Annotated in this window: 24 protein-coding genes; 17 read left to right on the top strand and 7 right to left on the bottom strand. The window is 59.5% G+C overall.

Going from position 1 to position 25,771, the window contains the following annotated elements:
• Positions 1-70: 70 nt before the first annotated feature.
• Positions 71-547 (bottom strand): histidine phosphatase family protein, encoded by a 477-nt coding sequence (locus JZX88_RS07085; RefSeq protein WP_246753454.1) that lies wholly within the window; start codon positions 545-547, stop codon positions 71-73.
• A gap of 302 nt (positions 548-849) precedes the next feature.
• On the opposite strand from JZX88_RS07085, the gene dksA reads away from it, so the two are divergent.
• Entirely contained in the window at positions 850-1,269 is a 420-nt protein-coding gene (dksA, locus tag JZX88_RS07080) for an RNA polymerase-binding protein DksA (RefSeq protein ID WP_046800250.1), read from the top strand.
• Between the two features lie 112 nt (positions 1,270-1,381).
• On the opposite strand, the gene JZX88_RS07075 is transcribed toward dksA, so the two are convergent.
• Positions 1,382-2,638 carry a flagellar biosynthetic protein FliO gene (locus JZX88_RS07075; protein ID WP_206913096.1) on the bottom strand — a complete coding sequence of 419 codons (1,257 nt, stop codon included), beginning with the start codon at positions 2,636-2,638 and terminating at the stop codon, positions 1,382-1,384.
• A gap of 333 nt (positions 2,639-2,971) precedes the next feature.
• Between JZX88_RS07075 and cckA the strand changes: the two genes are divergently transcribed.
• The 6 genes from cckA (at position 2,972) to JZX88_RS07045 (ending at position 10,908) form a co-directional block, all read left to right on the top strand.
• A complete protein-coding gene (gene cckA / locus JZX88_RS07070; protein ID WP_206913094.1) occupies positions 2,972-5,560 on the top strand; it encodes a cell cycle histidine kinase CckA in 2,589 nt (862 codons plus the stop codon).
• A 283-nt stretch (positions 5,561-5,843) separates the two neighbouring features.
• Positions 5,844-6,197, top strand: coding sequence for an ATP-dependent Clp protease adapter ClpS (clpS, locus tag JZX88_RS07065; RefSeq protein WP_035242552.1), 354 nt, complete (start codon positions 5,844-5,846; stop codon positions 6,195-6,197).
• Between the two features lie 10 nt (positions 6,198-6,207).
• Positions 6,208-8,721, top strand: a complete 2,514-nt coding sequence (gene clpA, locus JZX88_RS07060; protein ID WP_065115498.1) for an ATP-dependent Clp protease ATP-binding subunit ClpA — start codon at positions 6,208-6,210, stop codon at positions 8,719-8,721.
• Positions 8,722-8,788: 67 nt separating this feature from the next.
• Positions 8,789-9,547, top strand: a complete 759-nt coding sequence (locus tag JZX88_RS07055; protein WP_065115499.1) for an AzlC family ABC transporter permease — start codon at positions 8,789-8,791, stop codon at positions 9,545-9,547.
• Positions 9,544-9,888 (top strand): AzlD domain-containing protein, encoded by a 345-nt coding sequence (locus JZX88_RS07050; RefSeq protein ID WP_206913092.1) that lies wholly within the window; start codon positions 9,544-9,546, stop codon positions 9,886-9,888. The genes JZX88_RS07055 and JZX88_RS07050 overlap by 4 nt, the downstream gene beginning before the upstream one ends.
• A gap of 69 nt (positions 9,889-9,957) precedes the next feature.
• Positions 9,958-10,908, top strand: a complete 951-nt coding sequence (locus JZX88_RS07045) for a phosphatase PAP2 family protein (protein WP_206913090.1) — start codon at positions 9,958-9,960, stop codon at positions 10,906-10,908.
• Here JZX88_RS07045 and JZX88_RS07040 read toward each other — a convergent pair.
• The gene (locus JZX88_RS07040; RefSeq protein WP_206913088.1) at positions 10,887-11,771 is read right to left on the bottom strand and encodes a LysR family transcriptional regulator; all 885 of its coding nucleotides are present in this window, start codon (positions 11,769-11,771) and stop codon (positions 10,887-10,889) included. The two genes, JZX88_RS07045 and JZX88_RS07040, sit on opposite strands and share 22 nt — an antisense overlap.
• Positions 11,772-11,889: 118 nt before the next feature.
• Between JZX88_RS07040 and JZX88_RS07035 the strand changes: the two genes are divergently transcribed.
• Complete coding sequence (locus tag JZX88_RS07035; RefSeq protein WP_371741105.1) at positions 11,890-12,732, top strand: urea carboxylase-associated family protein; 843 nt, start codon at positions 11,890-11,892, stop codon at positions 12,730-12,732.
• Positions 12,733-12,908: 176 nt separating this feature from the next.
• Here JZX88_RS07035 and JZX88_RS07030 read toward each other — a convergent pair whose 3' ends face one another.
• Genes JZX88_RS07030 through JZX88_RS07015 form a run of 4 tightly spaced genes read right to left on the bottom strand, consistent with a single transcriptional unit; the run spans position 12,909 to position 15,760 of the window.
• The gene (locus JZX88_RS07030) at positions 12,909-13,340 is read right to left on the bottom strand and encodes an HIT family protein (protein WP_110759817.1); all 432 of its coding nucleotides are present in this window, start codon (positions 13,338-13,340) and stop codon (positions 12,909-12,911) included.
• Between the two features lie 22 nt (positions 13,341-13,362).
• Positions 13,363-14,556, bottom strand: a complete 1,194-nt coding sequence (locus tag JZX88_RS07025) for a GNAT family N-acetyltransferase (protein WP_206913083.1) — start codon at positions 14,554-14,556, stop codon at positions 13,363-13,365.
• Positions 14,553-15,293 carry a glycerophosphodiester phosphodiesterase gene (locus JZX88_RS07020; protein ID WP_206913081.1) on the bottom strand — a complete coding sequence of 247 codons (741 nt, stop codon included), beginning with the start codon at positions 15,291-15,293 and terminating at the stop codon, positions 14,553-14,555. Before JZX88_RS07020 ends, JZX88_RS07025 begins: the two co-directional genes overlap by 4 nt.
• Positions 15,290-15,760 (bottom strand): RidA family protein, encoded by a 471-nt coding sequence (locus tag JZX88_RS07015; RefSeq protein ID WP_065115506.1) that lies wholly within the window; start codon positions 15,758-15,760, stop codon positions 15,290-15,292. The genes JZX88_RS07020 and JZX88_RS07015 overlap by 4 nt, the downstream gene beginning before the upstream one ends.
• Positions 15,761-15,876: 116 nt before the next feature.
• On the opposite strand from JZX88_RS07015, the gene JZX88_RS07010 reads away from it, so the two are divergent.
• From JZX88_RS07010 to bamA, 9 genes are all read left to right on the top strand, one after another.
• Positions 15,877-16,719 (top strand): cell envelope integrity EipB family protein, encoded by an 843-nt coding sequence (locus JZX88_RS07010; protein WP_110759813.1) that lies wholly within the window; start codon positions 15,877-15,879, stop codon positions 16,717-16,719.
• A 192-nt stretch (positions 16,720-16,911) separates the two neighbouring features.
• Positions 16,912-17,679 carry a 30S ribosomal protein S2 gene (gene rpsB / locus JZX88_RS07005; RefSeq protein WP_003502558.1) on the top strand — a complete coding sequence of 256 codons (768 nt, stop codon included), beginning with the start codon at positions 16,912-16,914 and terminating at the stop codon, positions 17,677-17,679.
• Positions 17,680-18,037: 358 nt separating this feature from the next.
• Positions 18,038-18,964, top strand: a complete 927-nt coding sequence (gene tsf / locus JZX88_RS07000; protein WP_065115508.1) for a translation elongation factor Ts — start codon at positions 18,038-18,040, stop codon at positions 18,962-18,964.
• A gap of 97 nt (positions 18,965-19,061) precedes the next feature.
• Entirely contained in the window at positions 19,062-19,784 is a 723-nt protein-coding gene (pyrH, locus tag JZX88_RS06995) for a UMP kinase (protein ID WP_065116199.1), read from the top strand.
• 66 nt (positions 19,785-19,850) lie between these two features.
• Complete coding sequence (gene frr / locus JZX88_RS06990; RefSeq protein WP_065115509.1) at positions 19,851-20,408, top strand: ribosome recycling factor; 558 nt, start codon at positions 19,851-19,853, stop codon at positions 20,406-20,408.
• 62 nt (positions 20,409-20,470) lie between these two features.
• A complete protein-coding gene (locus tag JZX88_RS06985; protein WP_065115510.1) occupies positions 20,471-21,214 on the top strand; it encodes an isoprenyl transferase in 744 nt (247 codons plus the stop codon).
• Positions 21,214-22,047: a phosphatidate cytidylyltransferase gene (locus JZX88_RS06980; RefSeq protein ID WP_065115511.1), complete on the top strand. Its 834-nt coding sequence runs from the start codon at positions 21,214-21,216 to the stop codon at positions 22,045-22,047. The genes JZX88_RS06985 and JZX88_RS06980 overlap by 1 nt, the downstream gene beginning before the upstream one ends.
• A 49-nt stretch (positions 22,048-22,096) precedes the next feature.
• Positions 22,097-23,218: an RIP metalloprotease RseP gene (gene rseP / locus JZX88_RS06975; protein WP_206913162.1), complete on the top strand. Its 1,122-nt coding sequence runs from the start codon at positions 22,097-22,099 to the stop codon at positions 23,216-23,218.
• Between the two features lie 199 nt (positions 23,219-23,417).
• Positions 23,418-25,742: an outer membrane protein assembly factor BamA gene (gene bamA / locus JZX88_RS06970; protein ID WP_065115513.1), complete on the top strand. Its 2,325-nt coding sequence runs from the start codon at positions 23,418-23,420 to the stop codon at positions 25,740-25,742.
• The last annotated feature ends 29 nt before the right edge of the window (positions 25,743-25,771 follow it).

Here is a 25,771-nt window from a genome sequence, read left to right as displayed (position 1 = left end):
AAAAAGAAGCGCCCCGGTCGATTTTCACGAGAGCTGCCATCGGCGGCAACATCCTGACGCTTCGTTGCGGCTAATTGCCCGGTGAGAGAAAATCAATGAGCCGCCAGCGATCCCCGCCATTTGCCGCGCTGTCATCATGATCAAGCACGGCAAGCCCAGACGTCGGAAAACCGGAGGGCAGGGCGGCGTGCAGCAGATCCTCGCCGATCATCGCTTCCAGCGTCGCCTCCATGGTGGGGTTGTGGCCCACCAGCATCACCGATCCCACATCCGTCTGTGCGGCGATGAGGGAAAGATAGGTTTCGCTGCGGGCATTATACATCTCATCGACATAAGCGATTTCGATGCCTTCGTTGAAGGCGCGCTGCCAGGCCTGCGTGGTCTGCCGGCAGCGTGCGGCGGTGGAGGACAAGAGCATGTCGGGGCGGTAACGCCGGTCGGCGGCAAGGTCGGCAACGATCTCCGCCTCGGCAAAACCCGCCTCGTTCAATCCACGGTCGAAATCGCGTTCCCCCGGCGCCGCCCAGGCGGCCTTGGCGTGGCGCAAAAGATAAACTCGCTTCGGGTGAGAATCTGTCAAGGGCGGGAACCGGCGTTCGAAACTTAAGGCACGGCCCGGATGCTACAGGATAGGATCGCGGGACCGCAAGTCCTCTTTCCTGTTGGCAAGTCGCATTGAAGTGATCGAAGAACAGATCGCTTCGACGCCAATAAAGAATAAAAATTAGTCATTTAGATGATTTTTGTGTCAGTTTTAAAAATGCCTGAAAACTGATCTGCAGACTTGAACCGGCCTATATCATTGGAGTATACACCGCCGCATTGAGATGTTCTTCGAGGAGAATCGCGTTGAGTGAGAAGATCGATCTTAGCAAATATGTACTCTCGGAAGACGACGAGTTCATGAATGCCAGCCAGCGGGCCTACTTCCGCGCGAAGCTGGTCGCCTGGAAAAATGACATCCTGAGAGAAGCGCGCGAGACCCTCGGACATCTCGCCGAAGAAAGCGCCAACCACCCCGATCTCGCTGACCGGGCTTCTTCCGAAACAGACCGGGCGATCGAACTTCGCGCCCGTGACCGTCAGCGCAAGCTGATTTCCAAAATCGATGCGGCTCTTCAGCGGATCGAAGACGGCACCTACGGTTTCTGTGAGGAAACGGGTGAACCTATCGGCCTCAAGCGTCTTGACGCCCGCCCGATAGCGACACTTTCCATCGAGGCGCAGGAACGTCACGAGCGTCGCGAAAAAGTTTATCGCGACGAATAACAAGGCTGCTGTGCCGGACGCTGCGGCGAACCGGCCATCTCAAGCACCGGATATACAAAAGGGCACGGAATTATTCCGTGCCCTTTTGCATTGAAGCTTCATGCGTGCCGCCTCAGCGGTCGCGGGTAACGGAAAGCTCGCCGAAAATACGCGCCATTTCTTTCTGCACGTCACCATCCGGCGACGCTCCGGTGACGGGTGGCGAAACGGGTTCGTTTTTCTGCTGCTTTTCCGGGGCGGCGTCAATCGACGGTTCATTGTCCGCCTCCCGGCTCTTGGCTATCTCCGCTTCGAGAAAGCTCTCGAAATCGCTGGCCAGCTCATCGGAAAATTTCGGCTCAGCGTCATTGGACGCAAGGAGCGGATTTTCCGGTTTCGGCGGGAAGGGGGCCGGCGGTGCATCCTGCTCGGACTTGAGGCCGGGAAGAACCCGCTCGCGCGCCGCGTCGAGAAAATCTGCGGCGCTGGATTGATCGAGTACCGGCTCACGTGCGGCAAAAACCGGTGGAGCGATTACCGTCGGCCGTTCTTCTTCCACCTTTGCCTGTGCGGGAGCTGGCGATACCACGGGTGTCGGTGCCTGAACCGGAGCGGGTATGAAAGGCTCCGTCCGACGCGGCTCGTTTCTTTCGCTGGCGACATCGAGCGATGCAGCTGCGACGGGCAAAACGGCAGCTGCGGGAGCTGCCGCAACAACCGGTGCGGGCGAAGGTGCAGGGCGCGGGGTTTCCCTCTCGGTTGCGGCCTGCCTTGCCGCCGGAGCGGGCTCGCGGACAGCAACGGGCGGTGAGACGGGTTGGGGCTGGGGTGGCGTCGACGGGCGCGGCGGCAGCGGCGCGGCCGTGGTCGCTGGTTGTGCCGGGCGAGGGGCGGCGGTGGCCGGCTCCGGCCGTTGCGGCTGCCTTGCCGGTTCCTGCGATACGGAAACCGGGGCTGCTGCCGGAACGGGCTGCTGGGGCGGCAGCGCGGCGCGGCGCTCCTGCGGGATCGGCGGTTCTGTCCGCTTCTGCTCGCTTTCCTGACGCGGAAGCGCCTTCAGTTCGGGCTCCTGCACCTCCCTGACAATCGGGATCGCCCCGATGCCGCTCTCGATGACGATATCGGTCGGTCCGCCGATCATGACCAGATGTTCGACGTTGTCGCGGCGCACCAGCACCAGCCGGCGGCGTGCATCCACGGCTGTCGCGTCGAGAACCTGCAGGCGCGGCTGGCGGTTGCGGCCGCCGCGGATAAAGGGCGCCGAGCCGCTGCGCCTGCGCAATATCCACAAGGCAATCGCCAGAACGAGAAGCGCCACACCCACACCGACAACGGCGACGATGAGACGGTTTCCATAGGTGCCGATAAAATCTTCCATCATGGAGATCATCCCTTCAGATTTTTTCGGGCAATTAATATTGCCGTGGTTCTTATAGTGTGAACGTCAAGCAGGAAAAGACGATTTTTTTGGGCGCGATACAAGGTTTATCCGCCGTCGTCCCTCTTGAACACAAAACCGGTTGACGTGGCTTTCGGTTCCCTCGCCGTCTGAAAGGCCTGTGTATTGCGCCTTTCAAAGCGTTTTCGCTGTGCGTTTTTAAGCCTTTGTGGCCCGGCGGAGCTTTTTGATGCTCAAGCGAGTTGCTACAAGAAATTTTAACGCCCGATTCCGTCGAGGACCCGTGGCTGACCGAATGACGACCTGCACGACTGCGAGGCCAAGATGACACGGGTGCGCGAGACAAGCGACAACGACCTTCCGCTGGTGGACAGGCGTGCCCGTTCCGGCACGGTCTTGCGTATCCTGCTGCTCGCACTGGTGTTGATCGCCGCTGCCGCCGCCTTCGTTTATTTTAAGAATTCCCTGGAAAACGAAATCGTGCTCGGCATTCTCGGCGTGCTGGCCATGATGGGTATCTTTTTTCTGGTCTCGTCGATCATCGGTTTCATCGAGGTCATGCCGCAGTCACAATCGGACGGGCTCGCCCGCCGTTTCCTGTCGGCCCATCCCGAAGGCACGCTGATCACCGATGCCAAGGGGCATATGGTCTATGCCAACGCCACCTATTGCCGCATGAGCGGTACCACGAAGGCGAGCGACATACAGAGCCTCGAGGCGCTGCTGTCGCGCAGCCGGGAATCGACCGAAGCGCTCTACCGGCTCATCAACGTGCTGCGGGAAGGCCGTGACGGTTACGAGGAATTCCGGCTGCTGAAACCGCTGGGTGAAGATGCGAGCGCAGGCCCCCACTGGTACAGGCTTAAAGGCCGGGTGCTGAAGGATGCGGGCGGCGAGGGGCTGCACGTCTTCCAGATCGCCGACATCACGCCGGAGCGCGAGGATCAGGAACGGTTTTTCCGCGAATTGCAGAATGCCATCGACTATCTCGATCACGCACCCGCCGGTTTCTTTTCCGCCGGCCGTAAGGGTGAGATCGTTTATCTGAATGCTACTTTGTCGGAATGGCTCGGTATCGATCTGGCGCAGTTTTCGCCGGGCTCGATGACGGTGGCCGATATCGTCGCCGGCGAGGGCATGGCGCTGATCGAATCCGTTCATCCGCAGGGCACCGCCAAGCGCACCGAAATCCTCGATCTCGACATGCGCCGGGTGAACGGCCAGAGCATGCCGGCCCGTCTTGTGCATCAGGTCACTTCCAAGGACGGCGCGCCGGGTGAGAGCCGGACAATCGTTCTGATGCGCCCCAAGGGGCAGGAGGATACGGAATCCTCTTCCGCCATGCGTTTCACGCGCTTTTTCAACAATACGCCCATGGCGATCGCCTCGCTTGATGGCGAAGGCCGCATTTTGCGCATCAACGCGCCCTTCCTCAAGCTGTTCTCCGGTGTTGTCGGACGTGACGATATCGACCGCGGTGTGGCGCTCGAAACCGTCCTTCATGACAACGAGAAACCTCGGCTGGAACAGTCGCTGGCGGAGGCCAAGGACCGGCAGGGCGATATCGCGCCCTTCGATTCCCGTCACCCGAGCGACGAGACCAGGCATTTCCGTTTCTACGTCAACGCCGTCATCGATCAGGACGACGAGGCGCCGGAAGAGGTGGCGATCGTCTACGCCATCGAGGTGACGGAGCAGAAGGCGCTCGAAACCCAGATGGCGCAGACGCAGAAGATGAACGCCGTCGGTACGCTGGCGGGCGGCATCGCCCACGATTTCAACAATGTGCTCACCGCCATCCTGCTGTCTTCGGATCACCTGCTGCTGCAGGCCCGGCCCGCCGATCCGAGCTTTGCCGACCTCATGGAGATCAAGCGCAACGCCAACCGCGCGGCGGTTCTGGTACGCCAGCTGCTGGCCTTCTCGCGCAAACAGACCATGCGCCCGGCGGTGCTGAACCTGACCGACGTGATCGGCGATCTGCGTATGCTGGTCGACCGGCTGATTTCCGGCACCAATGTCAAGCTTGAGGTGGATTACGGCCGCGATCTATGGCCGGTGAAAACCGATCTGTCGCAATTCGAGCAGGTGCTGATCAATCTCTGCGTCAATGCGCGCGACGCCATGCCCGATGGCGGCAAGATCACCATCCGCACGCGCAATGTGGATGCGCAGGAGGCAGCCGCGCTCGGACGGCCGGAAGTTCCGGCGGAAGACATGGTCATGGTCGAGGTCGGCGATAACGGCACCGGTATTCCGCCTGAAATCATGGACAAGATTTTCGAGCCTTTCTTCACAACGAAGGAAGTCGGCAAGGGCACCGGCCTCGGCCTGTCGATGGTCTATGGCATCGTCAAGCAGTCCGGTGGTTACATCTATCCCGAATCGGAAGTGGGTAAGGGAACCGCCTTCCGTATCTACCTACCGCGCCATGTGGCGGAGGCCGTTCAGTCTGCCGGGCAGCAGCCCGGCGAGGCGGCGCTTGCCCCCGTCACAGTTGCCGAACCGGTGAAGGAAGAGCCGCTCGACCTGACCGGCAATTCCGCCGTCGTGCTTCTGGTGGAAGACGAGGAGGCGGTGCGGCGCGGCGGCAAGCGCATGCTGGAAACCCGCGGTTACACCGTGCACGAGGCGGGCTCCGGCACCGAGGCGCTGGAGGTCATGGAAGAGCTGGAAGGCAAGGTCGATATCGTCGTTTCGGATGTGGTCATGCCGGAAATGGACGGCCCATCGCTTCTGAGGGAGCTGCGCAAGTCCTATCCGGACCTGAAGTTCATCTTCGTGTCCGGTTATGCCGAAGACGCCTTTGCGAAAAACCTGCCGGCGGATGCCAAGTTCGGATTCCTGCCCAAGCCCTTCTCCCTGAAGCAGCTGGCGATTGCCGTGCGTGAAATGCTGGATGACAAGAAGTAGCGGCAGGGCGCAATGGCGGGGATTCGCGCTTGCCGTGGGTTGCCCTATCGTTTTTCATCGCGTCTGAAAACGCGCCGGCATCGCCCATTTCCGCCCGATTGCCCGCAGGATGCCGTAACGTCAGCACTTTTCCCGAGGTTTGCCTCTTCGCAAACGCAATAGTGATTGCACGCTTTCGCAAGGGGCTTAAAATCGCATCTTAACGACCTAGATATGAAGAGGCGAAGTTCTCCCTCCTGGCGATGAGCTGTCGGTTCGAGAACAGTTTGGAGAATGATGAAAGATGATCGCTAGGCCGATCTACATGCAGGGCGAGGGCGAAGGGGAAGACGGCGGCACCAACCGCGGAACGTCTGTTATCACCCGCGTCAAGCCAAAGACGAAAAGACCGAATTTGTACCGTGTTCTTTTACTGAATGACGACTACACTCCCATGGAGTTCGTCATCCACATTCTGGAGCGTTTTTTCCAGAAGGATCGCGAAGCGGCGACCCGCATCATGCTGCACGTGCACCAGCACGGCGTGGGCGAATGCGGGGTGTTTACATATGAGGTCGCAGAGACGAAAGTAAGCCAGGTCATGGATTTCGCCCGACAGCACCAGCATCCGCTGCAGTGCGTCATGGAAAAGAAATGAGGATCGCAACGTGCCAACTTTTTCCCCGAGTCTCGAGAAGGCGCTGCACCAGGCACTGACCTTTGCAAATGAGCGTCATCACGAATATGCGACGCTGGAACATCTCCTTCTGGCGCTGATTGACGATGCGGATGCCGCCGCCGTGATGGGCGCCTGCAATGTCGATCTCGATGCGCTGCGCAAGACCGTCAGCGATTACGTCGATAACGAACTGACGAACCTCGTGACCGGTTACGACGAGGATTCAAAACCCACATCCGGTTTCCAGCGGGTCATCCAGCGGGCCGTCATTCATGTTCAGTCATCCGGCCGCGAGGAAGTGACCGGAGCCAACGTGCTCGTGGCGATTTTCGCCGAGCGCGAAAGCCATGCCGCCTATTTCCTGCAGGAGCAGGAAATGACCCGCTACGACGCGGTCAACTACATCTCCCACGGTATCGGCAAGCGCCCGGGCACGTCGCAGACACGCACGCCGCGCGGTGCCGACGAAGCGGAAAGCGAAAACAAGGCGAGCCGCAGCAACCCCGAGGAAGAAGGGTCGTCCGCCAAGAAGCAGCAGGACGCGCTGAAGGCCTATTGCGTCAACCTCAACGACAAGGCACGGAACGGCAAGATCGACCCGCTGATCGGCCGTCACGAAGAGGTCAACCGCACCATCCAGATCCTCTGCCGCCGTTCCAAGAACAACCCGCTTTATGTGGGTGATCCCGGCGTCGGCAAGACGGCGATCGCCGAAGGTCTCGCCAAGCGCATCGTTGAAGGCAAGGTGCCGGAAGCGCTCGCCAACGACACGATCTTCTCGCTCGACATGGGCACGCTGCTCGCCGGGACCCGTTATCGCGGCGATTTCGAGGAGCGGCTGAAGCAGGTCGTCAAGGAATTGGAAGAGTTTCCGGGCGCGGTGCTGTTCATCGACGAAATCCACACCGTCATCGGTGCCGGCGCTACCTCCGGCGGCGCGATGGATGCATCGAACCTGTTGAAGCCTGCGCTGTCTTCGGGCGCGATCCGCTGCATCGGCTCGACCACCTACAAGGAATATCGGCAGTTCTTCGAAAAGGACCGCGCACTGGTGCGTCGTTTCCAAAAAATCGACGTCAATGAGCCGTCGATCGACGATACCATCGCGATCATGAAGGGTCTGAAGCCCTATTTCGAGGATTATCATCACCTCAGATATTCCAATGAGGCGATCAAGGCTGCCGTTGAACTGTCGGCCCGCTACATTTCCGACCGCAAGCTGCCGGACAAGGCGATCGATGTGATCGACGAAACCGGTGCCGCGCAGATGCTGCTGCCCGCTTCTAAGCGTCGCAAGCTGATCACCGAAAAGGAGATCGAGGCCACCATCGCAACGATGGCCCGCATTCCCCCGAAGACGGTGTCCAAGGACGACGAGATGGTTCTCGCCAATCTCGAAAAGGAGCTGCGCTCGGTCGTTTATGGTCAGGACATCGCCATCGAGGCGCTGGCAACGGCCATCAAGCTCGCCCGTGCGGGCCTGCGTGAACCGAACAAGCCGATTGGCTCCTACGTCTTCTCCGGCCCGACGGGCGTGGGCAAGACGGAAGTGGCCAAGCAGCTCGCCGCCTCGCTCGGTGTCGAGATGCTGCGCTTCGACATGTCGGAATATATGGAGCGCCATACCGTGTCGCGCCTGCTCGGCGCACCTCCCGGTTATGTCGGCTTCGATCAGGGCGGTCTTCTGACCGATGGCGTCGACCAGCATCCGCATTCCGTGGTGCTGCTGGACGAAATCGAAAAGGCGCATCCTGACATCTACAACATTCTGTTGCAGGTGATGGACCACGGCTCGCTGACCGACCATAACGGCAAGAAGATCGACTTCCGCAACGTCATCCTCATCATGACGACCAATGCGGGTGCGTCCGAAATGGCCAAATCGGCCATCGGTTTCGGTTCTTCACGCCGCACGGGTGAGGATGAAGAGGCGATCAACCGCCTGTTCACCCCGGAATTCCGCAACCGTCTGGATGCGATCATTCCGTTCTCGCCGCTGCCGACTGCCGTCATCCACAAGGTCGTGCAGAAGTTCGTCATGCAGCTGGAAACCCAGCTGTCCGAACGCAATGTCACCTTCGACCTGCATGAGGATGCCATCTCCTGGCTGGCGGAGAAGGGTTACGACGAAAAGATGGGCGCCCGCCCGCTGTCGCGCGTGATCCAGGAGAACATCAAGAAGCCGCTTGCCAATGAAATCCTCTTCGGCAAGCTGAAGAAGGGCGGCGTGGTCAGCGTCACCGTCGGCAAGAAGGATGATGGCTCCGATGGCCTCAAGCTCGAGGTCCTGCCGGAGACCGCTCCGGTGAAGCCGAAGCCCGAGGCGGAGCTGAAGGCGGCCAAGTCGCCCGGCAAAGCGAAGGCCAGGGCAAAACCGGCCTCGAAGGCGGCGAAGACCGCCGAGGAGGCGGATGTTCTGGTTGCCGAGGCCGACAAGTCGGACGAAGACAACAAGCCGCGCCGCAAGACCAACACGGTGCCGAAAGTGCCAAAGAAGAAGTGATCGCGGTTCTTGACCAATAACCGGTGCCGGGCGAAAGCCCGGCATTTTCATGCATAATGGATGACGAATGCAAACTGCCGACAGCGATGCCATCCCCCTGCGCGGCTGGTTCTTCAGGGGAATGCGGGGCATATTCTCGCTGCCCTCGCTCATTCTCATGACATCCTTCGTCGGTTTCAGTGCCTTTGCGCTGGAGTCCGGGGTGCCACGCGGCGAAGCGGTGTTCATGACGCTGATGATCTGGGCCTTGCCGGCCAAGATGATCCTGATCGGCTCCATGGTCGGCGGCGCCAATCTCGCCGCCTGTTTCCTGGCGGTGACGCTGTCCTCGGTCCGGATGATGCCGATGGTGGCCTCCATCGTGCCGGAGATGCGCGGTGCGAAGACGCCGACATGGATATTGCTGTTTCTCTCCCATTTCGTCGCGATTACAGCCTGGGTTTTCGCCACGCAGAATCTGTCGAAAGTGCCGCGTGAGGCGCGCGCCGCCTGGTTCGCCGGCTTCGGCATCACGCTCACCGTCGTCAACGCCGTCATCGTCGGCCTGTGTTACGGTGTTGTCGCGGCCTTTCCGCCGCTGGTCGCCGGCGTGCTGTTTTTCCTCACGCCGGTCTATTTCGTGGCCTCGATATGGGCGTCGGCCCGTCATTCCGTCGTCAAGGTGGCTTTCGTCATCGGTGTGATAGCCGGCCCCACCTTTGCGGTTATCGCGCCCGAATTCGATATTCTCTATGCCGGCATCGGTGGTGGGACGCTTGCCTATATGATCGACCGCTTCGTCTTCCGCCGAAAGATCAGAGCCGTGTCGCCGGAGAGTGAGCCATGATGACCGAGAACTGGTGGGCACCCTATCTGTTCATCGCCATCGCCGGCTGGCTGGCGACCGATCTCTGGCGCTGGCTCGGCGTTCTCGCCGGTAACCGGCTGAAAGAGGATTCCGAAGCGCTTTATTGGGTGAGGGCGGTTGCCACCTCGCTGGTCATGGCCGTTACCGCCAAGCTGATCGTCTTTCCGACCGGAACGCTGGAAACCACGCCCCTATGGCTGCGCATCGGCGCGGCAGCACTCGGTTTCCTGGCATTTCTGCTCGCCGGCCAGCGTGTCATCGTCGGCGTGGCGGTTCCGATCGTGCTTCTCGCCAGCGGGCTCTTTGTACTCGGTTTTTAATACGCGCCTTATCCGAATATTAAGCCCATTGTCGTATTTTGCCGCTGTCTGGAACAGGGGCGAAATTCCATGCGACTATTTTCGGCAGAACGATTTGTACTTGGCTTCATCGCCATGTTATTCGCTATCGATGCAATATTGATTGCCGCCAAAGGCATACGTGTCGATTATGCCGGATATCTTGTGTGCGTGCTGGCCGGCGCCGGCGTGTTCATCCTCGGCCAGATCTATCGCAAAAGCGGACGCGATTTTCGCATTGCCGCAGCCCTGACGTCTGGAGGGCTGTTCATCCTCTTCACGCTTGCCGCCTCGGTCTTTAATTACATGTTCCTGCCCGTCGCCTTTCCGGCGATCGATCATGTGCTTTTCAGTGTGGATGCTGCGTTTGGTTACAGTTGGGCAGGTATCGTCCTGTGGGCGGCGACACATCCTTGGATCGGAACAATCCTGTTCTTCGTTTATGCGACATCGCTGCCGCAGCTTCTGGTGATTGTTCTGACGCTGGGTTTTACCGGCAGGGAACGGCAGCTTCACCACTTTCTCGTAACCGGGGTGCTCGGCGCCTTTGCCAGCATTGTCTTCTGGATATTCTTTCCGACATTCGGACCGTCTGCCTATGTGCAACTGCCGCAGTGGATTTCGCAGGCGATCCCCCTGGCGGTCGACAATGGCTATGGCCAGGAACTCAACCGCCTGGCGGCGGAGGGCGTTAGCTATCTTTCTCCCAAAAACGTGCTGGGTCTCATCGGCTTCCCGTCGTTCCATATCTTCATGGCGGCAATGTCGGTCTGGTTCGTGCCGCGTCACTGGCTGGCGATGGCGGTGATCCTGCCGCTGAACCTCCTGATGCTGCCGGCCGTTCTTGTGCAGGGCGGCCATCATCTTTCGGATATTTTCGGCGGTCTGGTCGCTTTTGTCATCGTCTGCGCCGTCTCCGGCCGGCTGCTTGACCGGCTGTCGGCGAGGGAGCTTATTGGCGCGACGGCGACCGTTCCCGCTCAGGTCGTTGCGGCGGAATAATCACCCCGGCTCGCGCGGGCTTCCGCCACCAGCCAGTCGGCCAGAATTTTCGCCGGTGCGGTCATTTCCTCTGGCCGGATGAGCCAGTAATATTTGTCCGTATCGGCAGCCCGGTCGAAAAGCACGGTCAACTGGCCGCTAACGATCTCCTCTTGAAGAAGCTCAGTCGGACAGAGGCCGATGCCCTGTCCGGCTTTCAGCGCCGTGACGAGCAGATTGAAATCCGCGAAAATAGGACCCGCGCCATAGGGCAGGGACATGCCGGCGGCCGCAAACCAGTCCCGCCATGCCGTCTCCGTATCGTCGTGCAGCAATTCCGCCCGCAACAGGCTGGCCTCATCATTGAAGGGGCCGGAATTGGTCAGGTAGCCCGGCGTACAGGTCGGGCGCGTTTCGGCGCTGAACAACGCCACGGCATTTTCCCCGAAGGAGATTCCATGTCCGATGGTCAGATCGACCGGGCTTGCATGCGACCCGCCGGAGTAGCTGATCGACACCTGTATGTCTGGATGCAGGGCCCGGAAGCGAGGGAGCCGTGGCGTCAGAAAATGCGCCACCACCGAAGGCAGGCTGGCAAGGCGCACGGTCGTGCGGTTGCCGCCCCGGCGGACCCGTTCCACGCCGGAGGCGATCTGTCGCAGGCTGGCTGAGACCGTATTGCCAAATTCCTTTCCATCCGGGGTCAGCCTGACACCCCGCGCATGACGCTCGAAAAGAGCAACGCCAAGCCATGCTTCCAGATTGCGCACATGCTGGCTCACCGCCGTCGCCGTCATGCCGAGTTCCTGCGCGGCCAGGGCAAAACTTGCCTTTCTGGCGGCAGCTTCGAAAGCACGGAGGGTGGCGAGCGGCGGTAGTGTCATGATTGACAAGGGTAAGTGAGGCTTGGTCTGAGCGCAAGAAAAACCAATCTTGTCAGCCGGGCGACCGTGGCGCAATTTCACCTCGACAATATTTTTCTCCGAGGATTTCATGACTCCCATGCCTGTTACCGAACCCATGGATGCAGCCACACGCCGCGCCGTCCGTCCCGTTGTTGTTTATCCGAATGGCACGCTGGAAGTACCGGACCTTGCGCGTCTGGAGAAAGCGCGTGAAGGCATGGAGAAGATCGACGAGGTCATCGTGCCGCCGCGCGACGGTCGTACCTTCAATGTCCCCAAGGGACATTTCTTCCGCATCGTGAGCATCGAAGGTCCGCAGGTAGGGGATTTGAACCTCTGGAACGCCCATGATCTGACCGAACGGTTTTTCAGCGGCAAGACCCGCGCCCTGCACGCCACCCATGTTTCGGTTGGCAACCGGCTGTGGAGCAACCTGCCGTCCCTGCGGCCTATGGCGACCATCACCCATGATACGCTGTCATGGTATGGCTGGGATGAGGATGGCGGCGGCGTGCATGACGTGATCGGCACCCGTTGTGATCCCTATACCAACAGGCTGCTCAGCGGGGGTGACTACCACCATTGCTGCCATTCCAACCTGACCAATGCGCTGGCCTCCGCCAGGGGGCTGTCGTTCCGGCAGGCGGAACCACATGTGCATGATGTGCTGAATGTCTTCATGTGCACGGGTTTTACCCGCGACACGTACCAATATTTCATGAAGGCGAGCCCCGTGCGGCCGGGTGACTATCTGGAGCTTTTTGCGGAAATCGACCTCATCGGTGCGCTTTCGGCCTGCCCGGGTGGCGATTGCGGCTCGGCCCATTCCAGCGATGCGGCTGCCTGTTATCCGTTGAAGGTGGAAATATTCCGGCCGGATATGGCGGTGCTTGAGGGCTGGCCGTGGCCGGAAAGGAATGCCTATCGCCCTGTGGAGTGATGGCAAACATCACTGTCGTCATGCCGGACCAGATCCGGCATCCAGCCACGGCGCTTCTGCGCCGTGAGGAGTCTTTTGCGATCAAAGGCTTGATCGCACTGGACCCCGGATCCAGTCCGGGGTGACGGGATGCGGATGCCGAGGTACTGCCCAACGCCTGGGCGTCTTGGCACGCCTCAAGAAGCCAACGCCGCCTTTATCTTCTCCGCATGGGCCTTCAGCACTTCGCCATCGGCCATGGTGCCGGAATGCGGCTTCAGCGGCTCGCCTTCCTTGCGCGGAATGACGTGGAAATGCAGGTGGAACACGGTCTGGCCGGCCGCCGGCTCGTTGAACTGGGCGATGAAGACACCATCCGCATCGAAGGCTTCCTTCGCAGCGACGGCGAGTTTCTGCACCACGGGAATGGTTTTGGCCAGCACTTCCGGGTCGGCATCGAGCAGGTTGCGCGAACCGGTCTTCGGAACGACCAGCAGATGGCCGGGGGCCTGCGGCATCACATCCATGAAGGCCAGCGTGTGTTCGTCTTCGTAAAGCTTGTGGCTTGGAATTTCGCCACGCAGGATTTTAGCGAAGATATTGTTGTCGTCATAGGCGCTGGCCGTCATCGTGGTCTCTCCTCATGGCGGACTATACGTCCGGTTCCTGTCTCTCGCCCTTGCGGAAGGGCGTGTGTTCATCAAGATAATCGCCGATATGCTCGACTTCTTCGCGCTCGCGCTGAAGATAGTCGGCAATGGCACGGCGCAGGCCCGGATGGACGATGAAATGCGCTGAATGGGTGGTGACCGGCACGTAACCCCGTGCCAGCTTGTGTTCGCCCTGGGCGCCGGCTTCCACCCGTTTCAATCCCTTGGAAAGTGCGAAATCGATCGCCTGATGGTAACAGACCTCGAAATGCAAATAGGGATGATCCTCGATGCAGCCCCAATGGCGGCCATAAAGCGCATCCGAGCCGATGAAGTTGATCGCACCGGCAATATAGCGCCCCTCGCGTTTCGCCATCACCAGCAGCACATCGTCAGCCATGCGCTCGCCGATCAGCGAATAAAACTCCCGGGTCAGATAGGGCCGGCCCCATTTACGGCTGCCGGTATCCATGTAGAAGGCGAAGAACTGGTCCCATATGTCTTCGGTCAGATCGCTTCCGGTCAGCCAGTCGATCTCGATACCGTTTTCCAGCGCCGCGCGGCGTTCCTTTTTCAGCCCCTTGCGCTTGCGCGAGGAAAGCGCGTCGAGAAAATCGTCATGGTCACGATAACCGTCATTGATGAAGTGGAATTGCTGGTCTGTCCTGTGCAGGAAATCACGGGGCATAAGGGCTGAAAGGTCGTCTTCGGGCAGAAACGTCACGTGTGCGGAAGAAACGCCGATCTTTTCCGTCACCTGCGCGAGACCGGAGGCCAGAAGCGGCTTGAAGCGCGTGGCGTCTACTGTCTCGGAAACCAGCAGCCGCGGCCCTGTGGCCGGTGTGAAGGGAACCGAACATTGCAGTTTCGGATAATAATGGCCGCCGGCCCGCTCGAAAGCATCCGCCCAGCCATGGTCGAACACATATTCGCCCTTGCTGTGGTTCTTCAGATAGGCCGGTATCGCCCCGACCAGATCACCGGACGCGTTTTCGAGAAGTAGATGGTTTCCAAGCCAGCCGGTCTTGGCTGTCGCCGATCCGGACTCTTCCATCGATGATAGAAATGCATGGGAAATAAAAGGATTGTACGGTTTTCCTAACGTATTGCGCGAAGTGCCGGAAAGCTGTTTCCAGCTTTCCGGGTCGATATCCCCGAGGGATTGCGCAACGCGAATGGAATAGTCTTCTGTCATGCCGTGGCGGACGGGTTCTCTCTCGGGTCGAAACCTTCGAATGTCATCTGGTCCGCATATTTATAGGTAGTCTCGCGCGCATTTTCATCCCTGACGGTCCAGGTAATTACCGGAAGTCCGAGTTTTCTTTGCGCCTCGATGAAGCTGTTGGGCAGATGACCCCAATGATAGGAGATGAAATCGAGCCCCAGCTGCATCGCTTCGTCATGCTTGAAGAAGTCTTCCGGCTTGTCGCCTTCGGCGGTGAGCCCCAGCGGCCAGGGTGATCCCGCAGCCTTCAGGTCCCTCAGCAGATGGTGGTCGAAGCTCATCAGCGCCACATGGCCCTTATAGCCCTCGAGGTCTTCCAGAACCGCCTCGGCAAAACCGTCATCAACGCCTTCGCCGGCGCGGCCTTTCAGCTCGATGACCAGCGGCACCTTGCCGGCGCAGAGCGCGAGAAGCTGCTTGAGGGTAGGGACCCGGTCCCCGGTCTGGCCAACGGCAAGAAGGGACAGCTCGGCCGATGTGCGCTCGCGCACGTCGCCCTTGATGCCGGTCAGGCGGGCCATGTCGTCGTCGTGAAAGATCACCGGCACGCTGTCGGCTGCCAGCTGCACGTCGCATTCGATGGCGAAACCGGCCTCGATGGCACGGGAAAAGGCGGAAAGCGTGTTTTCCCATACCGCCTTGTTGAGATCATGATAACCGCGATGGGCGACGGGCTGAGCCGTCAGCCAGGAGAGTTTCAGCGTCATGCGTCGATTTCCACGATGGCGTCGATCTCGACGGCGGCATTGAAGGGCAGGCAGGCCATGCCGACGGCGGCGCGGGCATGTTTGCCGGCATCACCGAGAACATTGGCGAGAAGATTGGAGGCGCCGTTGATGACGAGGTGCTGTTCCACGAACTCCGGAACGGAGGCAACAAAGCCATTCAGCTTGATGACACGGCGGATTTTCGAGAGATCGCCATTCAACGCGGCCTTGACCTGTGCGAGAATGTTGACGGCGCATAATTCGGCGGCGCGCTGGGCGCCTGGCACGTCGACATCGCGGCCAACGAGGCCCGTCACCGCAATCTTGCCCGATTCCATCGGCAGTTGACCCGATACATAAAGCAGATTGCCGCTGATGGTGAACGGAACGTAGTTTGCGGCTGGTGCTGCCGCGACAGGAAGCGTAAAGCCAAGTTCCTTGAGGCGGCCTTCGATGACGTCCGACATTTTCGTCTCCGGTTTTGTTGTAAATCCTTCAAGAATCCGGCATTCAGAAGATGTTGATCCAAAAGCCGGGCGGTTGCTTGTACAATATGAGCGGCGAGTCCAACAGGAGATATTGCATGTTTGTCAGGACGCTTGGTTTCGTTGCCGCAACAGGGCTTATGACCGGCCTGTCAAACGCTGCCAATGCCGTGCCGGTCACGGTTCCCGATCTCGTCGCCCATCGTGCCGTCTACGATCTCGAACTCAAGGATGCGTCTGATCGCTCCGGCATCGAGGGCATGACGGGCCGCATGGTCTATGAATTCACCGGCTCGGCCTGTCAGGGCTACAAGACGGATTTCCGTTTCGTGACCCAGATCAACACCGGTGATGCGGTTCGCATGACCGACCAGCAGACCACGACTTTCGAGGATCTGGCCGCGAAGAAATTCACCTTCGAGACCAAGTCCTACACTGACGACAAGCTGGACAAGGAAGTGCAGGGCGCTGCGACTGACGGCACCGATGGCGTGAAGGTCGATCTGACCCGCCCGGATGCCCGTCAGGTCAATCTCGTCGCCAGCGAATTCCCGACCCAGCATATGTTTCAGGTCATCGAACATGCCAGGCAGGGAAAGCGCATCTTCGAATCCAGGATATTCGATGGTTCCGATGATGGCGATGAAAGCCTGATCACCTCGACACTGGTCGGCAAATCGCAGATGCCGAAGGATGGCGACGCGGACGCCGGCAAGGCGGGCGACTTCGCCAAGGCGGCATTCTGGCCGGTGACGATCGCCTATTACAATGACAAGACCGGCACCGACGCCCTGCCGATCTACCGCATGTCGTTCAAGCTTTACGAAAACGGAATCACCCGCGATCTGACGATGGATTACGGCGATTTCGTTCTGACGGGGAAGCTTGCGAAGCTTGATATTCTCAAGCCCGAAACCTGCGAAAACAAGCCTGTCCGCTGAAAGGCGGCTATTTCGCCGGTTTTTTCGCATAAATGCTTGCATTTTCATGCGGGCGACTGTATGCGGCTCACCATTCCACACGCGAAGCTTGGGATGTTCCGGGAGAAATCCGGTCCGTTCCGCCCGGTGGTGTCGATGAAAATCGGCGCTGTTCGCTTCGCGGGGGTTAAACCGGAAAAGGAGTAACAAGGCATGGCATTGCCCGATTTTTCTATGCGCCAGCTTCTGGAAGCTGGTGTTCACTTCGGCCACCAGACGCACCGCTGGAACCCGAAGATGAAGCCGTACATCTTCGGCGACCGTAACAACATCCACATCATCGATCTGGCTCAGACCGTTCCGATGCTGTCGCGCGCCCTTCAGGTCGTGTCCGACACCGTTGCCCGTGGCGGCCGCGTTCTGTTCGTCGGCACCAAGCGTCAGGCGTCCGAAATCATCGCCGACAGCGCAAAGCGTTCGGCCCAGTACTACGTCAACTCCCGCTGGCTCGGCGGCATGATGACCAACTGGAAGACCATTTCGAACTCGATCCAGCGTCTGCGCAAGGTTGACGAAATCCTGAACTCGGAAGGCTCCGGCTACTCCAAGAAGGAACGCCTGAACCTTGAGCGCGAGCGCGAAAAGCTTGAAAAGGCTCTCGGCGGTATCCGCGATATGGGCGGCGTTCCGGACCTGATGTTCATCATCGACACCAACAAGGAAAAGATCGCGATCGAAGAAGCCAAGCGTCTTGGCATTCCGGTCGTTGCGATCATCGACAGCAACTGCGACCCGGACCACATCGATTACCCGATCCCCGGTAACGACGATGCCTCGCGCGCCATCTCGCTTTACTGCGACCTGATCGCCCGCGCTGCCATCGACGGTATCGCCCGTCAGCAGGGCGCTTCCGGCCGCGACATCGGCGCTTCTGAAGAAGCTCCGATCGAGCCCGCTCTCGAAGACGAGGCTGGCGCCTGATATAGGCCCTGTCTGGCGGCGATTTCTTGTCGCCGTCTCCTCAACCAGGATATGACAAGGCCGTCAAAGACCTTCAGCGGGTTGACGGCCTTGTTCGTTTCAGACTGCTCCGCCACGTTTTCAGGAAACCGCTGGCGTCCGATGTAGTTGAAACGGAAGGCAGTCTTCATAACGCTGTCACACTTCGGCGGCACCCATCATCTCGATGTATGGCGACGCCGCAGCACTTGGGAATGCGCATGCCCCTTCTCGGAACCTTGCCGGTTTCAAAGGGTGTGCGGCCGGGTACAGTCATCACCCAGAACTTCGGCACGGCAAATTCCGCCTGCTGACCGATCGAACCGATAAGAGGCACACAATGACCGAAATCACAGCCGCAATGGTGAAGGAACTGCGCGAGAAGTCCGGCGCAGGCATGATGGACTGCAAGAAGGCTCTTGCTGAAACCAATGGCGACATGGAAGCGGCAATCGACTGGCTGCGCGCCAAGGGCATCGCAAAGGCCGACAAGAAGTCCGGCCGCACGGCTGCCGAAGGTCTGATCGGCGTCGCCACCATGGGTCACAAGGCTGTTGTTGTCGAACTCAACTCCGAGACCGACTTCGTTGCCCGTAACGACGCGTTCCAGGACCTCATCCGCGGTATCGCCCAGGTTGCCCTCACCACCGACGGCACCGTTGAGGCTGTTTCCGCCGCCAACTACCCGGCGACCGGCAAGAACGTTTCCGACAGCATCAAGGACGCCATCGCCACCATCGGTGAAAACATGACGCTGCGCCGTTCTGCAGCGCTTGAAGTTCCGCACGGCGTTGTCGCGACCTACATCCACAACGCTGCCGGCGACGGCATCGGCAAGCTCGGCGTTCTCGTCGCGCTGAAGTCGGAAGGCGACAAAGCCGTTCTGAACTCCATCGGCCGCCAGGTTGCCATGCACATCGCTGCAACCAACCCGCTCGCCATCCGCGCTGAAGAAGTCGATGCCGCCGTTGCAGAGCGCGAGCGCAACGTCTTCATCGAGCAGGCCCGCGAATCCGGCAAGCCGGAAGCCATCATCGAAAAGATGGTTGATGGCCGCATGCGCAAGTTCTTCGAAGAAGTCGCCCTTCTGTCGCAGGCTTTCGTCATCAACCCCGACCTGACCGTCGGCGCTGCCGTCAAGGAAGCCGAAAAGGAAGCCGGCGCGTCGATCGAAGTGACGGGCATGGTTCGCCTGCTGCTCGGCGAAGGCGTCGAGAAGGAAGAAAGCGATTTCGCAGCTGAAGTCGCAGCCGTCGCCAAGGGCTGATTATATTTACCCAATCTTGGGAAAACGGGAGGGCATCGCGTGACAACGCGGTGCCCTTCGTGTATCCGCGTTTCGGTTACATTTCCGAGGAGTCATGATGTCTTCCAAGCCGATCTACAAACGTGTTCTTCTCAAGGCTTCCGGTGAAGCCCTCATGGGTGATCAGGGTTTCGGTATCGATGTGGCGGTGGCCGACCGTATCGCCTCCGATATCGCCGAAGCGAGGGCGATGGGCGTTGAAGTCGGCGTTGTCGTCGGCGGCGGCAATATTTTCCGCGGCGTGGCCGTGGCCTCCAAGGGGGGCGACCGCGTGACCGGCGACCATATGGGCATGCTGGCAACCGTCATCAACGCGCTGGCGCTTGCAACCTCGCTGCGCAAGCTCAACATCGACACCGTCGTTCTCTCCGCAATCGCCATGCCTGAAATCTGTGAGAGCTTCTCCCAGCGCGCCGCCCTTCACCATCTGGCCCAGGGCCGCGTGGTGATTTTCGCCGGCGGCACGGGCAACCCCTTCTTCACCACTGATTCTGCCGCGGCCTTGCGCGCTGCGGAAATGGGCGCAGAAGCGATCTTCAAGGGCACGCAGGTGGACGGCATCTATTCCGCCGACCCGAAGAAGGACCCGACGGCCACCCGTTTTGACGAGCTGACCCATAGCGAAGTGCTCGGCAAGGGACTGGCGGTCATGGATATCGCCGCTGTCGCGCTTGCCCGCGAAAACCATATCCCGATCATTGTTTTCTCGATCCACGAGAAGGGTGGTTTCGCGCAGATATTGACCGGCGGCGGCCGCAAGACCATCGTGCACGACAAGTAATCCAAAAACGATGCCGCCCCCGGGGGCGAATTACGGCCGCGATGGCCGACAAGATGGAGTATCAAGATGAGTGGTGTTGACCTCAACGATATCAAGCGCCGTATGGACGGCGCCATCAATGCATTCAAGAGCGATATCGCATCGCTTCGCACCGGCCGTGCTTCGGCCAATATTCTCGATCCGGTGACCATCGAGGCTTATGGCTCGCGCGTTCCGCTCAATCAGGTCGCGAACATCACCGTTCCCGAGCCGCGCATGCTTGGCGTCAACATCTGGGACAAGTCGATGGTCAATGCCGTCGACCGCGCGATCCGCGAATCCAATCTTGGTCTGAACCCCATCGTGGATGGCCAGAACCTGCGCATCCCGCTGCCTGAACTCAATGAAGAGCGCCGTAAATCGCTCGTCAAGGTGGCCCATGACTATGCCGAAAAATCCAAGGTGGCGATTCGCCATGTGCGCCGTGACGGCATGGATGGTCTGAAAAAAGCCGAAAAGGACGGTGACATCGGTCAGGACGAAAGCCGTGGACAGTCTGAAAAGGTCCAGAAAATGACCGACGACACGATTTCGGAAATTGACCGCTTGCTTGGCGAGAAGGAAAAGGAAATCATGCAGGTCTGATATCGCTTGCGATAGACCTGTATTTTATTCGTTTTAATTCCGCTTCCTGTTACTGGATCGATATGCCGACGACGACACGTTCCTCCATACCCGAGCACGTCGCCATCATCATGGATGGCAATGGACGCTGGGCAAAACAGCGCGGTCTTCCGCGCGTGATGGGGCATCGCCGCGGTGTGGAGGCGGTGCGCGAGACCGTGCGCGCGGCCGGCGATTGCGGCATCAGCTATCTCACGCTGTTCGCCTTCTCATCGGAAAACTGGCGCAGGCCCGAATCCGAGGTGAGCGATCTGATGGGGCTCCTGAAGGCCTTCATTCGTCGCGACCTCGCGGAACTGCATCGCGAAAACGTCCGCGTTCGCATCATCGGCGACCGGCAGGGACTGAAAAACGATATTCGCTGCCTTCTTGAAGAGGCTGAACAGATGACGGCTGGCAACACCAAGCTGACGCTGGTGATCGCCTTCAATTATGGCAGCCGCGACGAGATTGCCCGCGCCACGGCGGCGATCGCCCGCGATGTCGCCGAGGGCCGTCTGGATGCCGCATCGATCACGCCGGAGATGATTTCGGCAAGACTCGACACTTCGGGTATGCCGGACCCGGATCTTATCATCCGCACCAGCGGCGAAGAGCGGTTGTCGAATTTCCTGCTCTGGCAGGCGGCTTATTCCGAGTTTCTGTTCGTTCCCGAATATTGGCCCGACTTCGATCGTCAGCGGTTCTTTTCCGCAATCGAGCAATATGCAACGCGTGATCGCCGTTTCGGCGCTCTCACCGAGCAGATTGCCGTGGCAGGCGCCTGATGAGCCGTGAACTCAGACTGCGGATCGTGTCCGCAATCGTCATGGCGGCGGTCATTCTGGCCGCGACCTGGTATGGCGGCATTCTGTTTCGCATCGTGGCCGGTCTTCTGGCGATCCTCATCTATTATGAGTGGTCGACGATCACCCGTCTGTCGGAGACCAATTCGACCGGCAATGCCTGGGGCTGGTTTGCGGTTGCGGTCATCGCCGGCAACACGATTTTCGGCGAACCTTCGCTCGATCTGCCGTTGCTCTCCGGCTTTACGCTGACGGCGGCGCTTTTTCCCGTCCTGCGCGGCAGGAACTGGTGGCTGGTGGGCGGCATCGTTTATGCCGGCCTGAGCGGCATATCGCTCGCGGCCATCCGCGGTGATGAACTGACCGGCTTCGTCTCCATCCTGTTCATTTTCGCTGTCGTCTGGTCGACGGATATCCTTGCCTACTTTGTCGGGCGCGCGATTGGCGGGCCGAAGCTTGCGCCGGCGATCTCGCCGGGCAAGACCTGGTCCGGGGCGATCGGCGGGGCCACGGCGGCGCTGATCGGCGGCGCGGCCGTATCTCTGGCCTATCATGGCCGCATCAGTGTGCTGGTGCTCGGGCTTGCGCTGATCCTCTCCATCTTCAGCCAGATCGGCGATCTCTTCGAATCCTTCGTGAAACGCCGTTTCCAGGTCAAGGATTCGAGCCATCTTATTCCGGGCCATGGCGGTTTCATGGACCGTGTTGACGGTCTTGTTTTCGCCTGCTTTACGGTATTCCTCATTGCTTTCGTGCATGCTGCGGCAACCGGCGACGTGCCCGGATCGGGCGGCGGTCTGCTGCCGGGCTTTTAAGCGGCGCGAAAGGTCACGACATAAAGGGCAGATTGTCATGAACACAGTAATGGCGGCGACCGGTTTTCTGACCGGCTATATCGTGCCCTTTATCCTGGTGCTTTCCCTGCTCGTTTTCGTCCATGAAATGGGCCACTATCTCGTCGGCCGCTGGAGCGGCATCCGCTCCACCGCCTTTTCCATCGGCTTTGGTCCCGAACTGATCGGCTTTACCGACCGGCATGGCACGCGATGGAAGATCTCCGCGATCCCGCTCGGCGGTTACGTCAAGTTTTTCGGTGACGAGGATGCGGCGAGCAAGCCCGACAGTTCCGGCCTGTCGCATATGTCGCTGGAGGAGAGGGCGCAAACACTTGCCGGCGCGAAACTCTGGAAAAGGGCGGCAACGGTTGCCGCCGGTCCCATCGCCAACTTCCTTCTCGCGATTCTCATCTTCGCGGTTCTGTTCGGCGTTTATGGCCGGATGATCGCCGACCCGGTTGTGGCCGAGGTGCGTGAAAACAGTGCCGCCGCCGCCGCAGGCGTGCTTGCGGGCGACCGTCTGGTCGCGATCGATGGCGAAAAGGTCGTGACCTTCGAGGATGTCCGCCGTTATGTCGGCATCCGTCCGGGCACGCCGATCACGGTGACTGTCGAAAGGGCAGGCGAGGAACTGAAGCTTCCCATGGTTCCGACCCGCACGGAAACCACCGACCAGTTTGGCAACAAGCTGGAAATGGGCATCATCGGCATCGTCACCGATCAGACCAGCGGCAATTTCCGCCATATCGAATATTCGCCGTCCGAGGCGCTGCTGGAGGGTGTGCGTGAGACGGGTCACGTCATCACCGGCACGTTCAACTATATCGGCAATCTCGTGACCGGCCGCATGAATGCCGATCAGCTGGGTGGTCCTGTCCGCGTCGCGCAGGCATCCGGCCAGATGGCGACACTCGGTATTTCCGCCGTCATCCAGCTTGCCGCCGTGCTTTCAGTGTCGATCGGACTCCTGAACCTGATGCCTGTCCCGGTTCTGGACGGCGGACACCTGGTGTTTTATGCCATCGAGGCCATCCGTGGCCGGCCGCTTGGCGCCGGCGCGCAGGAAGTGGCCTTCCGTATCGGCATGGCGATGATTTTGGGTCTTATGGTTTTTGCAACATGGAATGATATCAGCAGCTTGATTGGCTGAGGATAGTGTTTTAACGGTTTTGTTAGGGGCTTGTTTACCTTGTTTTTATGCCGAAGTGGCGAATGAGCCACTCTGGATCACGAAGTAAACAGAATTTAACGTTCTGACTTGCTTGTAGGGGAAAAGCAGGTAAAACGACGCACATGGCCGGAGTCGGGTTCCGCCCGCTGAGGGACAACGTAAAAAGGTAAGAATTGAAATGAAGGCTGGTTCAAGATTTTTGAACGCTGTGTCGGCGGTTGCGCTGTCTGCTGGTGTTTCTTCGGTTGTGGGCCTTGGCGTGCTTGCCTCTGCCGGCGTTGCACAGGCAGCCGTTATCAGCAGGATTGATGTTCGCGGGGCCGAACGGTCCGGTGCGGACGCCGTGCGTTCCAACATCACCATTGCGCCGGGTAAGAACTTTTCCAATTCGGACATCGATGAATCGGTGAAGCGTCTTTACGCCACCGGTTATTTCTCGAATGTCTCCATGCGCGTCTCCGGCAGCACGCTGGTCGTGACGGTCAACGAGAACCAGCTCGTCAACCAGGTGGTCTTCAACGGCAACCGCAAGATCAAGGACGACAAGCTCGCCGGTATCGTGCAGACGCAGCCGCTCGGCCCGTTCAATCAGGCAATCGTGACGGCGGATATCGCCCGCATAAAGGAAGCCTATTCCGCGATCGGCCGCAGCGACGTTGAAATCACCACGCAGACCGTGTCCGTTGGTCAGGGTCGGGTGAACATCGCTTTCGTCATCAACGAAGGTGAGCGCACCAAGATCGGCCGTATCGATTTCGTGGGCAACAATGCCTACAGCGACGGTCGTCTGGCCGCCGTCATCAACACCAAGAAGTCCAACATGCTGTCGTTCCTGACGCGTAAGGACGTTTACAACGAGGACAAGCTGCGCGCCGACGAAGAGGCGCTGCGCCAGTTCTATTACAACCGTGGTTATGCGGATTTCCGCGTCGTCTCCTCCGAGGCGGTGCTGGACGAATCCAAGAACGAATACAACATCTCCATCACGGTCGACGAAGGCCAGCGTTACAACTTCGGTAACGTTGCGGTCGAATCGACGGTTCCGGGTGTTGACGGTTCCGAGCTGCAGGGTCTGGTTGAGACCCGCCAGGGCGCAAACTACAGCGCCAAGGAAGTTCAGCAGAGCATGGAAGCGATTTCCAAGCGTGTTGCCGGCGAAGGTTATCCTTTTGCCCGGGTTACGCCGCGCGGCGACCGCGACATGTCCGGCAACACCATCGGTGTGACCTATATCGTCGACCAGGGCGAGCGCGCTTATGTCGAGCGCATCGAAATCCGCGGCAACACGCGTACGCGTGATTATGTCATCCGCCGCGAATTCGATATTTCCGAAGGCGATGCGTTCAACCAGACCGTCATCACGGCTGCAAAGCGCCGTCTTGAAGCGCTCGGTTACTTCTCCAAGGTCAATATCTCGACCGCCGGCGGCAGCGCGCCTGACCGCGTGGTGATCGTTGTCGACGTCGAAGACCAGTCGACGGGTTCGTTCGGTATCGGTGCGGGTTACTCGCAGAACGACGGTGTGCTGCTCGAAGCCTCCATCGAAGAAAAGAACTTCCTCGGTCGTGGCCAGTACATCCGTGTTGCCGCTGGTGCGGGCGAGGATGATGCCCGTAGCTACACGCTGTCCTTCACCGAGCCCTATTTCCTCGGCTATCGTCTTGCCGCAGGTTTCGATCTGTTCAAGAGCCAGAGTCGCAGCGAAGACTATTACGACTACGACGAGCAGGGCTTCACGCTGCGTGTGACCGCGCCGATTACTGAAGACCTTTCTACGACGTTCAAGTACACCTACAAGCAGATCAACTATGATGGCGAAGGTGATTGGCAGAACAACTCCAATCTTGCCGAGCCCTATCAGGATCTGATCAGAGGTGGTGACTGGACGCAGTCGATCATTTCGAACACCCTGAACTACAATACGCTCGACGACCGCAACATGCCGCGTGAAGGCTGGCAGGCTGCCCTGACGAACGAATTTGCTGGCCTCGGTGGTGATTCCGAATATTACAAGATTTACGCCAAGGCTCGTTTCTTCTACACGCTGTCTGACGAATACGATGTTATCGGCTCGCTTACCGGTCAGGCTGGTCACGTCATGCCGACGGGCGACAATCTTCTGGTCTTCGATCAGTTCAAGTTCGGTGGTCGTCAGGTTCGTGGCTTCAAGAACGACGGTATCGGCCCGCGCATCGGTTCCGACTCCATCGGCGGCACGACGTACTTCGCGGCTTCTGCTGAAGTCTCGGCTCCGATGCCCGGCATTCCGGAAGATTTCGGCCTGCGTCTTGCTGGCTTCGTCGATGCCGGCACCATGTATGGCAACAAGGTGTCCACCACCCAGACTGTCAAGGATGACAACTCCATCCGCGCGTCCGCTGGTATCGGCGTAATGTGGGCTTCGCCCTTCGGCCCGATCCGTGTCGACTACGCTGTGCCGATCGCCAAGGAAGACTACGACGAGGAACAGCGTTTCCGGTTTGGCATGTCCAACACTTTCTGATATCGGCAGTCCAGAACTGCAACTTTGAA

Origin of the sequence: Agrobacterium sp. OT33, from assembly GCF_017313365.1 — a bacterium.
Taxonomy (GTDB): domain Bacteria; phylum Pseudomonadota; class Alphaproteobacteria; order Rhizobiales; family Rhizobiaceae; genus Agrobacterium; species Agrobacterium rhizogenes_A.
The sequence above is the reverse complement of the archived record's forward strand: the minus strand, read 5'-3'. Positions and strand labels throughout refer to the sequence as shown.

Bases quoted from the DNA above. Each gene is read 5' to 3' on its own strand.
- JZX88_RS07075 (WP_206913096.1), bottom strand. From the start codon at position 2,638: ATGATCTCCATGATGGAAGATTTTATCGGCACCTATGGAAACCGTCTC.
- cckA (WP_206913094.1), top strand. From the start codon at position 2,972: ATGACACGGGTGCGCGAGACAAGCGACAACGACCTTCCGCTGGTGGAC.
- clpS (WP_035242552.1), top strand. From the start codon at position 5,844: ATGATCGCTAGGCCGATCTACATGCAGGGCGAGGGCGAAGGGGAAGAC.
- JZX88_RS07055 (WP_065115499.1), top strand. From the start codon at position 8,789: ATGCAAACTGCCGACAGCGATGCCATCCCCCTGCGCGGCTGGTTCTTC.
- JZX88_RS07050 (WP_206913092.1), top strand. From the start codon at position 9,544: ATGATGACCGAGAACTGGTGGGCACCCTATCTGTTCATCGCCATCGCC.
- JZX88_RS07045 (WP_206913090.1), top strand. From the start codon at position 9,958: ATGCGACTATTTTCGGCAGAACGATTTGTACTTGGCTTCATCGCCATG.
- JZX88_RS07040 (WP_206913088.1), bottom strand. From the start codon at position 11,771: ATGACACTACCGCCGCTCGCCACCCTCCGTGCTTTCGAAGCTGCCGCC.
- JZX88_RS07035 (WP_371741105.1), top strand. From the start codon at position 11,890: ATGCCTGTTACCGAACCCATGGATGCAGCCACACGCCGCGCCGTCCGT.
- JZX88_RS07030 (WP_110759817.1), bottom strand. From the start codon at position 13,340: ATGACGGCCAGCGCCTATGACGACAACAATATCTTCGCTAAAATCCTG.
- JZX88_RS07025 (WP_206913083.1), bottom strand. From the start codon at position 14,556: ATGACAGAAGACTATTCCATTCGCGTTGCGCAATCCCTCGGGGATATC.
- JZX88_RS07020 (WP_206913081.1), bottom strand. From the start codon at position 15,293: ATGACGCTGAAACTCTCCTGGCTGACGGCTCAGCCCGTCGCCCATCGC.
- JZX88_RS07015 (WP_065115506.1), bottom strand. From the start codon at position 15,760: ATGTCGGACGTCATCGAAGGCCGCCTCAAGGAACTTGGCTTTACGCTT.
- JZX88_RS07010 (WP_110759813.1), top strand. From the start codon at position 15,877: ATGTTTGTCAGGACGCTTGGTTTCGTTGCCGCAACAGGGCTTATGACC.
- rpsB (WP_003502558.1), top strand. From the start codon at position 16,912: ATGGCATTGCCCGATTTTTCTATGCGCCAGCTTCTGGAAGCTGGTGTT.
- tsf (WP_065115508.1), top strand. From the start codon at position 18,038: ATGACCGAAATCACAGCCGCAATGGTGAAGGAACTGCGCGAGAAGTCC.
- pyrH (WP_065116199.1), top strand. From the start codon at position 19,062: ATGTCTTCCAAGCCGATCTACAAACGTGTTCTTCTCAAGGCTTCCGGT.
- frr (WP_065115509.1), top strand. From the start codon at position 19,851: ATGAGTGGTGTTGACCTCAACGATATCAAGCGCCGTATGGACGGCGCC.
- JZX88_RS06985 (WP_065115510.1), top strand. From the start codon at position 20,471: ATGCCGACGACGACACGTTCCTCCATACCCGAGCACGTCGCCATCATC.
- JZX88_RS06980 (WP_065115511.1), top strand. From the start codon at position 21,214: ATGAGCCGTGAACTCAGACTGCGGATCGTGTCCGCAATCGTCATGGCG.
- rseP (WP_206913162.1), top strand. From the start codon at position 22,097: ATGGCGGCGACCGGTTTTCTGACCGGCTATATCGTGCCCTTTATCCTG.
- bamA (WP_065115513.1), top strand. From the start codon at position 23,418: ATGAAGGCTGGTTCAAGATTTTTGAACGCTGTGTCGGCGGTTGCGCTG.